Below are 14,355 nucleotides of genomic sequence, written 5' to 3' on the forward strand. Positions count from 1 at the left end.
GTTTTGGGAAATATTTTTAGTACTCCACTATGCGTATATGTGTTGCCCTTTTCTGTTTATTCCTTTGTTTGAACCTAGCGGTCCATGCACAGAATAGGGCTATCTCCACCAATAAGCCGCTGATAGACACCTCTGTTCATGAAAACGGTTTATTTAACGGACGCCTCTCCACTGGCTTAGAAAGTAAGGCAGCTGAAGCGAAAAAATTTAAAGAGGATAGCAAGGCCTTTATTGAGAGTTTAGGCGTCAAGGATTTGGGCAAAAAAATCGTCAAAACAACGAAGAAAAAACTTCAACCCCGAGACGAATATGCCGGCATCAAAACGGAACACAAACTAGGCAATTATGGAAGTGGTGTTCGCATGACCGTGGAAGAAGTGAACGTCGTAAAATATGTCGAAGACGAGGCCTTAAGTCCCTATGCTGCGGAAATTTTCATCTTTGACCCCTCGCAATCCCGAGTTGTTTCTATCCCCACGAAAGACGCCAAAAATGCACAAATCTGTCATGGCCCTTTCAAGAAATATGTCAACCAAAAACTTATCGAAGAGGGCTTCTATTTTATGGGGGTAAAAGATGGGCGCTGGGAAACCTATGGTCCAGAAAATGAATTAGAGAACAAGGTATATTACGAGAAAGGCTATACCACTGGCTCCACTATTCACTATTACGACACTACTAATAAGAAGATCAAAGAGATCATTCCTCGTTTATATGGCAAGGTACGCGGCACTTATTTCGCCTTTTACCCGAGTGGGAGTTTGAAAGAAGATGGACGCTTGGACGATAGCGTGAAAGTGGGCCGTTGGAGAGAATACCACGAGTTTGGGAGTGGTGGACGATTAAAAAAAGAATGGAAATACGGTAAGGACAAATTCGATCCGACGGAGCCTTTGTTGATTCAGGAAAGAGATCAACAATCAAAGGTAATTTTCCAGGCTAAAGAACCCATTTCACAACGTAAGCCTTTACAGGTTCCCCCAATGGACTCCGATGACGAAGATTCTGAAGATGAGGATTCAACAGAGGATGCAGATATCATTCGCCATACCTCATTTAATGTACTGACCCATTACTTTGGGCTAACAAAAGCGCCCGACCTGCGATTCGATCTTTCTGCAGGGTATTTCAATATTCCCTTAACGCCGCCCGATTTAGATGTTTAATTTGACCTACATAACTCATTAATTAAACAACCTTATGAAACAATCAGAATACATTCAATCCTTTCTAAAAGGGGATTGGAAATCAGGAATAGCGGTCTTTTTAGTCGCATTACCCCTATGTTTGGGAATTGCATTAGCTTCAGGTGCTCCATTATTAGCAGGTCTTGTCGCAGGAATTGTGGGCGGAACGCTCGTTTCGTTTTTATCCGGATCAGAACTTTCAGTGAGCGGCCCTGCAGCAGGCTTAACCATTATTGTCGCCACGGCTATTGGTGACTTAGGATCTTTTCCAGGATTTTTAGTAGCTGTTATCGTTGCCGGTCTTATTCAAGTCGCCTTAGGATTTTTAAAAATGGGAAAAATTGGCGGTTTTTTCCCCTCATCGGTTATACGAGGAATGTTAGTGGCAATTGGAATCGTCATTATTTTGAAACAAATTCCGCATGCGATCGGAGATGATTTAGACTTTATAGGAGAATTTGAATTTGACCAAAAAGATGGAGAAAATACCTTTACCGAAATTTTAAAGTCGCTCGCTTCTATCAAAATGGGCGCACTACTTATTTCCGTTATAGGGCTTGTTATTTTATTTTCTTGGACAAAATTAGGCCAAAAATTCTCCTGGATGAATGCCCTACCAGCTTCTTTATTTGTGGTTTTGGCTGGTGTTGGAATTAACGAGGGATTAGCACTTTGGAACCCAGCCTGGTATTTGGGTGATTCGAAAGACCACATGGTTAACTTGCCCATTTTTGCTTCAAGTAGCGAAATATTGAGCGGTTTGGTTTCCCCTGACTGGAGTTTTATTACGAATCCCAAAGTGTATTCAGTCGCCATCACTTTGGCCATCGTAGCCTCTTTAGAATCCTTATTGTCGTTAGAAGCGACAGATTCTTTGGACCCCTTAAAACGAATTTCATCGCCAGATAGAGAGCTATTAGCGCAAGGAATAGGAAACATAACTAGTGGATTACTCGGTGGAATCCCTATCACTTCTGTGATCGTTCGATCATCCACGAACATTTATGCCGGTGGAAAGACCCGTATGTCTGGATTTTTTCATGGTGTCTTATTACTCGTAGCGGTACTAGCTTTGCCATTCTATTTAAACAGAATTCCACTTTCCTGCCTAGCGAGTATTTTATTATATACAGGATATAAATTAGCACATCCTAAGGAGTTCAAAAAAGTATTTGCGGAGGGTTGGAAGCAATGGGTTCCCTTTTTAGTGACCGTGGCCGTGGTGGTTGGTGTCGATTTATTGTGGGGAATATTCGTAGGAACCTTAGTAGGTTTGGCATTTGTAGTCATTACAAATTATTCTTCCGTGTTTACCGTTTTCAAAAATGGCAATGAAATTTTAATTAAATTCCAGAAAGATGTGACGTTCTTGCATAAAATGCAGCTAAAAGAAACCTTGCGTAAAATACCTGTGGGATCAGAAGTCTATATCGATACCACGAAGGTGCATTTTATGGACCATGACATTAACTTATTGATTCAAGAGTTTATCAGTACAGCACAGGAGCGCGGCATCGAAGTCGACCTTAAAAAGAAATAAGATGAAAGAATATAAAAAATTACTGCTAAGCAATAAAGCTTGGGCAAGCGAGCGCCTCGAATTAGATCCTAGCTATTTTGACAATTTATCGAAAGACCAAAATCCACTTTTTCTTTGGATCGGCTGTGCTGATAGCCGCGTTCCAGCAGAAGAAATTACACATGCGGATCCAGGTGATATTTTTGTGCACCGCAATGTGGCCAATATGGTCGTGCATACGGACATCAATTTACTATCTGTTTTGCAATATGCGGTGGAAGTTTTAGAGGTAAAACACATCATCGTTTGCGGCCACTATAACTGTGGAGGGGTAAAGGCAGCGATGACGAACCATGATTTTGGATTAATCAACAAGTGGCTTCGTAATATTAAAGAGGTATACGAGAAGCACTATACCGACTTACATGAAATTGCGGATGAGACGGCGCGATTCAATCGCTTAGTTGAGTTGAATGTGGCGGAACAGATTCAGAATTTGGCTAAAACGACCATCGTTCAAAAGGCCTGGGAAAAACGCAAGTTCCCTCATTTACATGGCTGGGTTTTTGATATTCACCACGGTGAAATCAAGGAGGTATTGAATATTAACGCGGGCGAATGGACGAGTCCCGTTTTTCATTACGATTTTTAAGCTTACAAGTTTGCATAAAAAAAGGGGGCCGCTGCGCGGCCCCCCTTTTTTTTCCTATCTAATCGACTAAACCGTCGTCTTAATCTTCAATTCATCTAACTGCGCTTGCGCTAGTGGAGATGGTGAATCGATCATCACGTCGCGCCCAGCGTTGTTCTTAGGGAAAGCGATATAATCACGAATTGAATCTGTTCCTCCAAATAAAGAGCAAAGACGGTCAAAACCAAAGGCCAAACCACCATGCGGCGGCGCCCCATATTCAAAGGCATCTAATAAGAATCCGAATTGTGCTTGCGCCTCTTCTGGAGTGAATCCAAGGACTTCGAACATTTTGGATTGTAGGTCTTTTTGGAAGATACGAATCGAACCTCCTCCTACTTCTACACCATTCACGACTAAATCGTAAGCGTTTGCGCGAACCTTGCCGAATTCTCCGGCTAACATCAATGGAATATCTTCTGGCTTAGGGCTCGTGAACGGATGGTGCATCGCAAACCAACGATCCTCTTCCTCTCCGTACTCTAATAATGGGAAATCCACTACCCAGTGTACGGTATAATTATTAGGGTCACGTAAACCCATACGCGTTCCCATCTCTAAACGAAGTTCGTTTAATTGCTTGCGCACTTTATCTCCGTCTCCTGAAAGCACTAAAATTAAGTCTCCTAGCTCTGCATTAAATGCCGCAGCCCAAGTAGCTAAATCTGCTTCTGAGTAGAATTTATCTACAGATGATTTCACTACGCCGTCCGCTTGAACGCGTGCGTAAATCAATCCTTTCGCACCGATTTGTGGGCGGCGAACGAAATCAGTTAATTCATCGATTTGCTTGCGGGTGTATTCGGCTGCGCCTTTCACGCAAATACCTACCACCGTGTTCGCTGCATCGAAAACTTGGAAATCTTTGCCAGACGTCAAATCCACGCCCTCGCCTTTCAATTCCACGAATTTCATATCGAAACGAATGTCTGGCTTATCAGAACCGTAGTATTTCATCGCGTCCGCATAAGTCATGCGAGGCACTTCGCCGATGTCGAGGCCTTTCACGTTTTGGAACAAATGGCGAATCAATCCCTCAAACATATTCAGGATATCTTCTTGCTCCACGAACGACATTTCGCAGTCGATTTGGGTAAATTCTGGCTGGCGATCTGCACGCAAATCTTCGTCACGGAAACACTTTACAATTTGGTAGTAACGGTCAAAACCGGATACCATCAATAATTGCTTAAAGGTTTGTGGAGATTGCGGCAAGGCATAAAATTCGCCTGGATTCATCCGAGAAGGAACCACGAAATCGCGCGCACCCTCTGGCGTTGATTTAATTAAAACGGGTGTTTCCACCTCGATAAAATCTTGCTTATCTAAGTAATTACGCACTTCACGGCCCACGTGGTGGCGCAATTGCAAACTTTCGCGAATGGGATTACGGCGCAAGTCTAAATAACGGTATTTCATACGGATATCATCGCCGCCATCTGTCTCGTCCTCGATCAAGAAAGGAGGCAATTTTGCCGGATTCAATACGCGCAATTCTTTTACTTTGATTTCGATGTCGCCAGTGGGCATTTTGTCGTTTTTGGACAAACGCTCTACCACGATTCCTTTCGCTTCTACGACGAATTCACGGCCTAATCCTCTCGCTAATGCCAAAGCCTCCGCAGACGATTTCCCCTCTTCTAACATCAATTGAGTGACCCCGTAACGATCCCGAAGATCCACCCAAATCATCCCCCCTTTATCACGTGAACGCTGAACCCAGCCACAAAGAGTTACCTCGGTGCCCGCGTGTTCGATGCGCAATTCGCCATTTGTATGTGTACGTAGCATAGAAAATTTTAAAATTCGGGCAAAATTACGGAAAAGCGCAGGGAGAGAAAAACATTTAGGGCTTTATTCTTTTTTACTTAATTTTGAATTATGTCAAAAATTGGGATTGTTGGATCAGGAATGGGTAGTTTGGGCTTTGCCATTCGCAGCGCGGTGGCGGGCCACCAAGTCAGCGTTTTCGATGCGAATTCTTATCCTGGAGGCAAATTAGCCCAAATCGAAACGAACGGATTTCGTTTTGACGCCGGCCCCTCCCTTTTCACGATGCCGCATTTAGTGGACGAATTGTTCACGCTGGCAGGCAAAAATCCCCGCGATTATTTCAGTTATGAGCGATTGCCGGAGATTTGCCGTTACTTTTGGGAAGATGGCACACGCTTGCAAACGAACGCAGCGCCTGCAGAAACAGCCGCGGCGATTGCTTCGGAACTGGGCGAATCGGAGGAGAACGTAGCCCGTTTTTTACGCGAAATCGGAGAAAACTACCATATTATCAGCGATCTATTTCTCGATAATTCCTTACATTCTTTGTCGACTTGGACAGGGCGGAAAGCCCTGAAAGGCTACCTGAATATTCCGCGCCTAGGACTTTTCAACACGATGCACCGCTCCCACGCGAAGCGTTTTACTAACCCGAAAACGGTCCAACTTTTTGACCGCTACGCCACCTACAACGGCTCGGATCCTTACCAAACGCCCGCGACTTTATCGATCATTCCCCATTTAGAATACAACCTTGGTGCCTTTTTCCCAAAAGGCGGTATCATCAGTATCCCTCGAGCACTCCACCGCCTCGCCGAAGAACTAGGTGTGGACTTTCACTTCAACGAGAAAGTGTCCCGCATCACCACCGAAAATCATACCGCGACTGGATTGGAGACCGAAAAAGGAAATTACACCTTTGACTACATCGCCTGCAACGCAGACATTCGCCCGAGTTACACGAAACTGCTGGCACAGGAACCACAACCGAAAAAGCTCTTAACCCAACCCAAATCAAGCTCCGGCATCATCTTCTACTGGGGTATGAACCGCAGCTTCGACGAATTAGGTGTTCACAACATCTTCTTTTCTGACGATTATCAGGGCGAATTCAAGGCCATCTTTGAAGACAATACGATTAACGACGACCCGACCATTTACCTACATATTTCTTCGAAAGTAGAGAAATCAGATGCGCCTGCAGGTGGCGAAAACTGGTTTATCTTGATGAACGTTCCGGCGAACGAGGGACAGGATTGGGATGCGCTGGTGGCAAAAATGAGAAAAAATGTAATCGAAAAACTTTCGAGAAACTTAGGCGTAGACATCGAGCAACACATCGTCGCAGAAGACCTATTAGACCCACGCAGCATCGAGGCTAGAACTTCGTCAGCCGGTGGAGCCTTGTACGGAAATGCGTCGAACAACCGTTTCGCGGCGTTTTTGCGCCACCCGAATTACCGCAAGGCCATCAAAAACCTGTATTGGGTGGGCGGCAGCGTCCATCCGGGCGGAGGAATTCCGCTTTGTTTATCTTCGGCAAAAATTGCAGCGAAGCTTTTTGCAGAAAATGCGTAATTTCGCCTATTCATTGATATAAAATTATGATTCAAAGACCACAAACCCTTTTCTTAGCCTTAGCGATTATTGGCAATGCCATCGCAACATCGGGCATATCTATTTGGCAAAAAATAGGCTCTTCAGGCCAAAAAGCTGAGCTTTTCTCGAACCAATGGCAATTATTCCAAAATGGAAAAGAAGTAGCCGCGCACAGTAACATTGCGATTGCCCTTTTAGTGACTTTATCGACGGTTATCACGTTAGTGACGATCTTCTCATATAAAAACCGCATGCGTCAAATGATGCTAGGCCTAGTCAATTCGCTAGTTTTAGCTGGAGCGATGGGCTATGCTTTTTGGGTGATCTTTAAGGAGGCGGTGCCTACATTTGAACCAGAAATTCAGGGAAAATATGGCTACGGATTCTACGCGCTAGTGGTTTCCCTACTAGCGAATATGATTGCGAACCGCCTCATCCGCAAGGACGAGATGCTGGTGCAATCGTCGAACCGTATGCGCTAAGTTTTAGACGATACCCTCTTTCAACAGGTCGTGGAGATGCACAAATCCCACGGCCTTTTTATTTGCCGTCACCACCAGTTGTGTGATATTTTTGCTTTGCATGATGGCCAAAGCCTCCGTCGCAAATGCCTCCGCCTCAATCGTCTTCGGTGTGGTATTCATCATGTCCGCTAACACAATCGCAGACCAATCTTTCGAGTTTTCTAAAGTGCGACGAACGTCGCCATCCGTAATGATTCCGGCTAATTCTCCTTGCGCATCCAATACTGCCGTTGCACCTAGGCGCTTCGAGGAAATTTCGTGGATCGCTTCCTGGATGGAGGACGTGTGGGAGATGGCTGGGAATTCGTGAGTGGGATAAATGTCGCCCACTTTTAAATAAAGGCGTTTGCCTAGGGCGCCGCCTGGATGGTATTTGGCAAAATCCTGTGCCGTAAATCCTTTGCATTCTAACAAACAAACCGCTAACGCATCGCCTAAAGCCAAAGCCACCGTCGTCGATGTCGTAGGTGCCAGATTCAACAAATCCGCCTCTTGCTCCGCCAAAGCGTGCAAAATATAATCTGATTGCTGGCCTAAATACGAATGCTTATTCGATACCATCGCAATCAATTTCACCTGCAAACGCTTGATCAAAGGAACTAACACCTTGATTTCCGGCGTATCGCCTGACTTCGAAATACAGATCACCGCATCACCGTCCTGAATCATCCCCAAATCCCCGTGAATCGCATCCGCCGCGTGCATAAACAAGGCCGGCGTTCCGGTGGAATTCATCGTCGCTACAATTTTCTGGGCAATAATGGCCGATTTACCGATTCCCGTGAAGACAATGCGCCCCGGGATGCTCAACAAATGTTCTACACAAGCCTCAAAATCCGAATTAATTCCGGCGCTCACTTGCAGAATGGCCTCTGCTTCCTGTGTCAAAACTTTTTTTGCTGTGGATTGGATATTTTTGCTTAATTTCAATGTTAGAAGAATTTGTAGGGCAAAGATAAGTAGAAGCCCGCAGAATCTAATCATCGCCGAAACAACCCATTAATCAAATTATGCCCCATCCAATTACGATCGATAGCTTAAAGGAACAGCTAAAAAAAACCTTTGGATTTAGCCAATTTCGGGGTGAACAAGAAGCCATTATTCTAAATACCGTTCAAGGAAAGAATAGTTTCGTTCTGATGCCTACTGGGGCAGGCAAATCGCTTTGCTATCAATTACCGGCGATTGTAATGGAAGGAACAGCGATTGTTATCTCGCCTTTGATCGCATTGATGAAGAATCAGGTAGATCAAATGTTGGCTTTTGGCATCAATGCTCAATTCTTAAATTCCTCTTTAACCCGTGCTGAAATCAACCGGGTAAAGGCCGAAGTGATCTCTGGAGCCGTGAAATTATTGTACATCGCCCCGGAATCACTAAACAAACAAGAGAACCTGAACTTCTTAAAACAGGCTAAAATCTCCTTTGTCGCGATCGACGAGGCTCACTGTATCTCCGAATGGGGACACGATTTTAGACCGGAATACCGCAAGATTCGTACCATCATCGAGACAATCGATGAGAAAATGCCCATCATTGCTTTAACAGCGACGGCTACGCCTAAGGTACAAATCGACATCCAAAAGACCTTAAATCTGGAAGATGCGACTGTTTTCAAATCCTCTTTCAACCGCAAAAATCTCTATTATGAGATCCGCTCGAAGAAAGATATCGATAAGCAATTAATCCGTTTCATTAAGTCGCATAACGGTAAGGCGGGGATTATTTATTGCCTTTCCAGAAAGCGCGTCGAGGAAATTGCGGAATTATTACACGTGAACAGCGTGAAAGCGCTTCCTTACCACGCTGGTTTAGAACCGCAGGTACGAATGGCAAATCAAGAAGCTTTCTTGAATGAGGAAGTGGATGTGATGGTGGCGACTATCGCTTTTGGAATGGGAATCGATAAACCAGATGTGCGTTTTGTCATTCACTATGATGCTCCTAAGTCGCTAGAGGGTTATTACCAGGAAACAGGTCGCGCGGGTCGCGATGGCTTGGATGGAACATGTATCTTGTTCTATACCTACGATGACATATTGAAATTAGATAAGTTTAATAAAGATAAGGCCGTTACGGAGAAAGAGAATGCGAAAATTCTCTTGTCTGAAATGGTTTATTACACGAATTTAGGTGTTTGCCGTCGCAAGCAATTGCTTCACTATTTTGGGGAGCATATGGCTGAAAACTGCGGTTTCTGCGACAATTGCATGCATCCTACGCCTACGTTTAAGGCCGAAGAAGAGGTTAGCCTTGTGCTGAAAGCGGCGCAACAAACCGGCGAACAATTCGATGCAGAACATATCGCTGATTTCTTAGAGGGTAAATCGAATTCCTTTATTGCGAGCCACGAACAGGAGAAATTATCGCTGTTTGGCGCTGGAAAAACGGTTTCTTGGATTGCCCCAGAGGTAGACGAAGAGGAGGATGAGGACGAGGATGAAGACGGAGACGAGGATACGCCTAAGAAGCCGAAGATGCGCAAAACGCCATCAAAGCCGGTGCCTATCGAAGATGAAAAGTCCCCTTGGATCTCCTTTATCAAGCAAATGGCCATTTATGGCCTGCTAGAAAAAGACATTGAGAATTACGGAGTTCTGCGTTTAAGTGAGGCTGGACAAGCTTTCTTGAAGGAATCCTTCCCGATTACTTTCTACAAAGACCACGATTACGAAAAAGAAGCGGAGCCTGCTGAAAATGAGGATGAGGGAGCTGCTTTAGGGGCCAAAGCCTATGACGACGCCCTCTTCGACATTCTTAAAACCCTGCGTAAGAAAATCGCTAAAGAGAAAAATTTACCTCCCTATGTGATTTTCCAAGATCCATCTTTGGAAGAAATGGCGACTACTTATCCGACCACACAGGATGAAATGGCCCAAATCAACGGCGTGGGAATGGGAAAAGTCGTGAAATTTGGCAAGCCATTCCTCGATGTGATCAATCGCTACGTGGAAGAAAACGAAATCGAGACAGCGAAAGAGGTAGTGGTGAAATCGACCGTCAACAAGTCAAAAATCAAGATTTACATCATCCAACAGGTCGATCGCAAAATCGATTTAGACCTGATTGCTGAGCAAAAAGAAGTGAGCATGGCGGAATTGATCGAAGAGATCGAGACCATCTGCTTCTCGGGCACTAAACTAAACCTTGATTATTATATTAATCAAGTGATGGAACTAGATAAACAAGAAGAAATCTACGAATACTTCATGTCTGCGGACACGGATGACATCGCAGAGGCCTTGGAAACGTGTGATATCGAAGACGTGACAGAAGAAGAGCTTCGATTAATGCGCATTAAATTTTTGAGTGAATTAGCCAATTAATACATATATGAACGTTTTAATATTAGGTGCTGGAGGCCGTGAACACGCCTTTTCTTGGAAGATTAGCCAAAGCCCTATCCTAGGTAACTTATACATTGCTCCGGGTAATCCGGGAACCGCACAATGCGGCACTAATTTAGCGATTGGCGTGACCGATTTTGAGGGAATTGCTGCGGCGATTCGTAGGCATGACATAGGTTTAGTAGTTGTGGGCCCAGAAGAGCCGTTAGTAAAAGGGGTGCGTGATTTCATCGAATCACAAGCTGACCTGAAACACGTAGGAATCGTGGGACCAGGCGCAGAAGGTGCCCAAATCGAAGGAAGCAAAGACTTCTCAAAGAACTTTATGCACAAATATGGCATCCCAACAGCCGCATCGAAAACTTTCACAAAGGACACGATCGCTGATGGATTAGCCTATTTACAGACGCAATCTTTACCGATTGTATTAAAAGCGGATGGCTTAGCGGCGGGTAAAGGAGTGATTATCGCCCTGACTTTAGAGGAAGCAGAGACTGCCTTGAACGAAATGTTATTGGATGCAAAGTTCGGTGACGCCAGTTCTAAAGTGGTGATCGAGCAATTCTTACGCGGCATCGAATTATCTGTTTTCGTTCTAACAGATGGCGAAAACTATGTGGTATTACCAGAGGCGAAAGACTACAAGCGCATCGCAGAAAACGACGAAGGCTTGAATACCGGCGGTATGGGAGCCGTTTCTCCTGTTCCTTTCGCCAACGCGAAATTTATGGAAGCTGTGACACAAAAGGTGATCGAACCTACTGTTAAAGGCTTGAAAGCGGAAAATATTGACTACAAAGGATTCATCTTCATCGGTTTAATGAACCACGAAGGCGAGCCCTACGTCATCGAATACAATGCAAGAATGGGGGATCCGGAAACGGAGGTGGTTTTACCAAGAATCGAATCAGATTTCCTATCTTTGCTAATTGCAGCCTCCAATGGCACGTTGAGCGAACAAAAAATTTCTATTTTGGACCAATATGCTGTAACAACGATGTTAGTGGCAGGTGGATATCCTGAGGAATACCGCAAAGGCGATGTGTTAACTGGGATTGATAAAGTGGAAGACGCCATCGTTTTCCATGCAGGTACGACGTCAAGAGACGGCGATATTATCACCAGCGGTGGCCGTGTTATGGCGCTGACTGGAACTTCGAATACCTTGGAGCGAGCGATCCAGAAATCACAAAAGGCCGCTCAAACCATCCAATTCGAGGGTAAAAACTTTAGACGAGACATCGGATTAGATGTATTAAGATATGGCATGTAAATCGTGTTCCAGTGGGTCATGTGGCTCTACCAGCGCAGGCGGCGAAGTTAAAGGCTGTCAAAGCAATGGCGGTTGTGGCTCAGGTGGTTGCAATAAAATGAACGTGTTTGACTGGTTGTCAGATTTAGACGTTCCCTCTTTCCAGCGCTACCACATCGTGGAAGTGAAGTTCAAAGGAGGCAGAAAAGAATATTTCCGCAATGTAGATCAACTTGAATTACACACCGGAGATGCCGTTATGGTCGATTCCAGTAGCGGAACCCAGTTAGGTACTGTTTCCTTGCAAGGGGAACTTGTTCGTCTTCAATTATTAAAGAAGAATATCAAAGACGACGATAAGGTTAAAAACATCTTCCGTGTAGCGACAGAAAAAGACATCGAAAAGCACGAGCAGGCAATGGCACGTGACCTACCTACGATGTACCGTGGTCGTCAAATCATCAGCGACCTAAAACTAAATATGAAACTTTCGGATGTGGAATTCCAATCCGATGGGGCCAAAGCAATCTTCTACTATTCATCTGAAGACCGCGTCGATTTCCGCGAATTAATCAAGCTTCTAGCGACAGAATTCAAGATTCGCGTCGAAATGAAGCAGATATCTCTTCGTCAAGAGGCGGGAAGATTAGGCGGAATCGGGGTTTGCGGTCGCGAATTATGCTGCTCTACCTGGTTATCTGATTTCAAGAACGTAACTACTTCAGCGGCACGTTACCAAAACTTATCTTTGAATCCAGTCAAATTAAGTGGCCAATGTGGTCGTTTGAAATGCTGTTTGAATTACGAATTAGAAACCTATATGGATGCTTTGAAAAGCATCCCTACGATAGAGGGTAGATTAAAAACAAAACGCGGGGAAGCCATCTTGCAGAAGACGGACATTTTCAAGCGGATGATGTGGTTCGGGATTGTGGGCGAAGAGGCTATCTGGATTCCGGTGAGCTGTGATCGCGTGGCAGAAATTGTTGATTTAAATAAGAAAGGGATAATTCCAGAGTCGTTTGAAGATCTAAATCCAGATGCTCCAGCGGTGGAAAAACCTACCGTATCTGAGCTAAACTCTGATTTAGAGCGGATGGACAAGAAATACGGTGGGGTAAAATCCGGCAATCGCAACAACCGAAACAATCGAGGAAATCGCGATGGAGGAAATCGCGGACCACGCCCTGAAGGGCAAGATCGCGGGCCACGTCCAGAGAGAGGACCTCGTCCTGATCGTGGACCTCGTCCAGAGGGACAGAATAGAGTGCCACGCCCCGATGGGGAAAATCGTCCGCCTAGACCTCCAAGACCAGAAGGCGAAAACCGGGGACCGCGTCCTGAACGAGGACCTAGGCCAGAAGGCGAAAACCGTCCTCCAAGACCGGATGGAAGTGCACCTGCAACAGATGGGGCAACGGCTACACCGAAGCCATTCAAGAAGAAAAAGAAGTTTAAACCAAGACCTCCAAGAGATGGTGCAGCGCCTACCCCTGAAGCATAGTCTAGGAGTAATTTCCCTCTTGGGACTGTTGTTATTTGCCTGTAGCGATTCTAATGTGCTCTTGGATGAAACAACTAGTTTTAAAGAAGATCTGGGATGGGTTCAAAAGCAACCGATACAGTTTGCCCTAACTGTGGAGGATACGCTTTCTTCCTATGCTATGTATGTGATTGTTCGTCAAAACAACGCCTACCCCTTTTACAACTTGTATTTCAGCCCTAGTATCATCGATGGAAAAGGGAAAACCATTCAAAAAGGCTTAGCTGAAACCATTTTATACGATCCTGTTTCAGGAAAGCCTAAAGGAGATGGTTTTGGAGATATCTATGAGAAAAAATTCCTGATTTATGCTGATTTGAAATTTCCCCGTGCCGGGAAATACCAAATTCAACTAGAACAAGCGATGCGCGTTGACACATTAGCTGGAATGGTATCAATGGGACTATTGTTAGAAAAAAGAGCAAATGGCAAAAATTGATGACATCGATAAAAAGATCCTCGCATTTCTGCACGAAGATGCTTTTTTGTCCAATAAAGAAATGGCTACACGTCTAGGAATGAGTGCCACACCTATCCATGAGCGGATAAAACGGATGGAAAAAGAAGGCGTAATCACCGGATATCGGGCTATGATTAATCCCGCCAAGCTAGGAAAATCGTTGACGGTGTTTTGTGATATATCGCTTAAGGAACATGCGGCGGAGTATTTGAATCAGTTCGAAAAGGATGTAATGAATTTAGCCGAAGTGCAGGAATGTTATTGCGTGTCTGGACACAGCGATTTTCTACTTAAAATTGTTGTAACTGACATGGATGAATACAGGGAATTCATCCTGCATAAATTAGCTAGTATAAAAAATATTGGAAATGCTCAGAGTCATTTCGTTATGAATGAAGTGGAAAATGAACATTTTATGCCCTGGATTTCTAATTCTTTAACAAAATAAGCCTATAAATTA

The 14,355-nt window shown here is 44.6% G+C and carries 12 protein-coding genes; 10 read left to right on the forward strand and 2 right to left on the reverse strand.

The window, feature by feature from the left end; genetic code table 11:
• Positions 1-29 precede the first annotated feature (29 nt).
• The 3 genes from SKC37_RS05825 to SKC37_RS05835 are packed head-to-tail and all read left to right on the forward strand — an operon-like array spanning position 30 to position 3,358.
• A complete protein-coding gene (locus tag SKC37_RS05825) occupies positions 30-1,166 on the forward strand; it encodes a toxin-antitoxin system YwqK family antitoxin (RefSeq protein WP_377980588.1) in 1,137 nt (378 codons plus the stop codon).
• 34 nt (positions 1,167-1,200) lie between these two features.
• The gene (locus tag SKC37_RS05830) at positions 1,201-2,727 is read left to right on the forward strand and encodes a SulP family inorganic anion transporter (protein ID WP_377980589.1); all 1,527 of its coding nucleotides are present in this window, start codon (positions 1,201-1,203) and stop codon (positions 2,725-2,727) included.
• Position 2,728: 1 nt separating this feature from the next.
• A complete protein-coding gene (locus tag SKC37_RS05835; protein WP_377980590.1) occupies positions 2,729-3,358 on the forward strand; it encodes a carbonic anhydrase in 630 nt (209 codons plus the stop codon).
• 66 nt (positions 3,359-3,424) lie between these two features.
• Here the strand turns inward: SKC37_RS05835 and aspS are convergent, their stop codons facing one another.
• On the reverse strand, positions 3,425-5,188 hold the full coding sequence (gene aspS, locus SKC37_RS05840; protein WP_377980591.1) for an aspartate--tRNA ligase: 1,764 nt from the start codon (positions 5,186-5,188) through the stop codon (positions 3,425-3,427).
• Between the two features lie 90 nt (positions 5,189-5,278).
• On the opposite strand from aspS, the gene crtD reads away from it, so the two are divergent.
• Together crtD and SKC37_RS05850 are read left to right on the forward strand one after the other, a co-directional pair.
• Entirely contained in the window at positions 5,279-6,748 is a 1,470-nt protein-coding gene (gene crtD / locus SKC37_RS05845; protein ID WP_377980592.1) for a 1-hydroxycarotenoid 3,4-desaturase CrtD, read from the forward strand.
• Positions 6,749-6,774: 26 nt separating this feature from the next.
• On the forward strand, positions 6,775-7,251 hold the full coding sequence (locus tag SKC37_RS05850) for a DUF4293 domain-containing protein (protein WP_377980593.1): 477 nt from the start codon (positions 6,775-6,777) through the stop codon (positions 7,249-7,251).
• Positions 7,252-7,254: 3 nt separating this feature from the next.
• Here the strand turns inward: SKC37_RS05850 and SKC37_RS05855 are convergent, their stop codons facing one another.
• On the reverse strand, positions 7,255-8,223 hold the full coding sequence (locus tag SKC37_RS05855) for a KpsF/GutQ family sugar-phosphate isomerase (RefSeq protein ID WP_377980594.1): 969 nt from the start codon (positions 8,221-8,223) through the stop codon (positions 7,255-7,257).
• Positions 8,224-8,303: 80 nt separating this feature from the next.
• Between SKC37_RS05855 and SKC37_RS05860 the strand changes: the two genes are divergently transcribed.
• Genes SKC37_RS05860 through SKC37_RS05880 form a run of 5 tightly spaced genes read left to right on the forward strand, consistent with a single transcriptional unit; the run spans position 8,304 to position 14,343 of the window.
• Complete coding sequence (locus tag SKC37_RS05860; protein ID WP_377980595.1) at positions 8,304-10,619, forward strand: RecQ family ATP-dependent DNA helicase; 2,316 nt, start codon at positions 8,304-8,306, stop codon at positions 10,617-10,619.
• Positions 10,620-10,626: 7 nt separating this feature from the next.
• Positions 10,627-11,913, forward strand: coding sequence for a phosphoribosylamine--glycine ligase (purD, locus tag SKC37_RS05865; protein ID WP_377980596.1), 1,287 nt, complete (start codon positions 10,627-10,629; stop codon positions 11,911-11,913).
• The gene (ricT, locus tag SKC37_RS05870) at positions 11,903-13,396 is read left to right on the forward strand and encodes a regulatory iron-sulfur-containing complex subunit RicT (protein ID WP_377980597.1); all 1,494 of its coding nucleotides are present in this window, start codon (positions 11,903-11,905) and stop codon (positions 13,394-13,396) included. The genes purD and ricT overlap by 11 nt, the downstream gene beginning before the upstream one ends.
• Complete coding sequence (locus tag SKC37_RS05875) at positions 13,368-13,874, forward strand: gliding motility lipoprotein GldH (RefSeq protein ID WP_377980598.1); 507 nt, start codon at positions 13,368-13,370, stop codon at positions 13,872-13,874. The genes ricT and SKC37_RS05875 overlap by 29 nt, the downstream gene beginning before the upstream one ends.
• Positions 13,861-14,343 (forward strand): Lrp/AsnC family transcriptional regulator, encoded by a 483-nt coding sequence (locus SKC37_RS05880; protein WP_377980599.1) that lies wholly within the window; start codon positions 13,861-13,863, stop codon positions 14,341-14,343. Before SKC37_RS05875 ends, SKC37_RS05880 begins: the two co-directional genes overlap by 14 nt.
• Positions 14,344-14,355: the final 12 nt, after the last annotated feature.

This window comes from Aquirufa esocilacus (assembly GCF_042715595.1).
Classification (GTDB): Bacteria; Bacteroidota; Bacteroidia; order Cytophagales; family Spirosomataceae; genus Aquirufa; species Aquirufa esocilacus.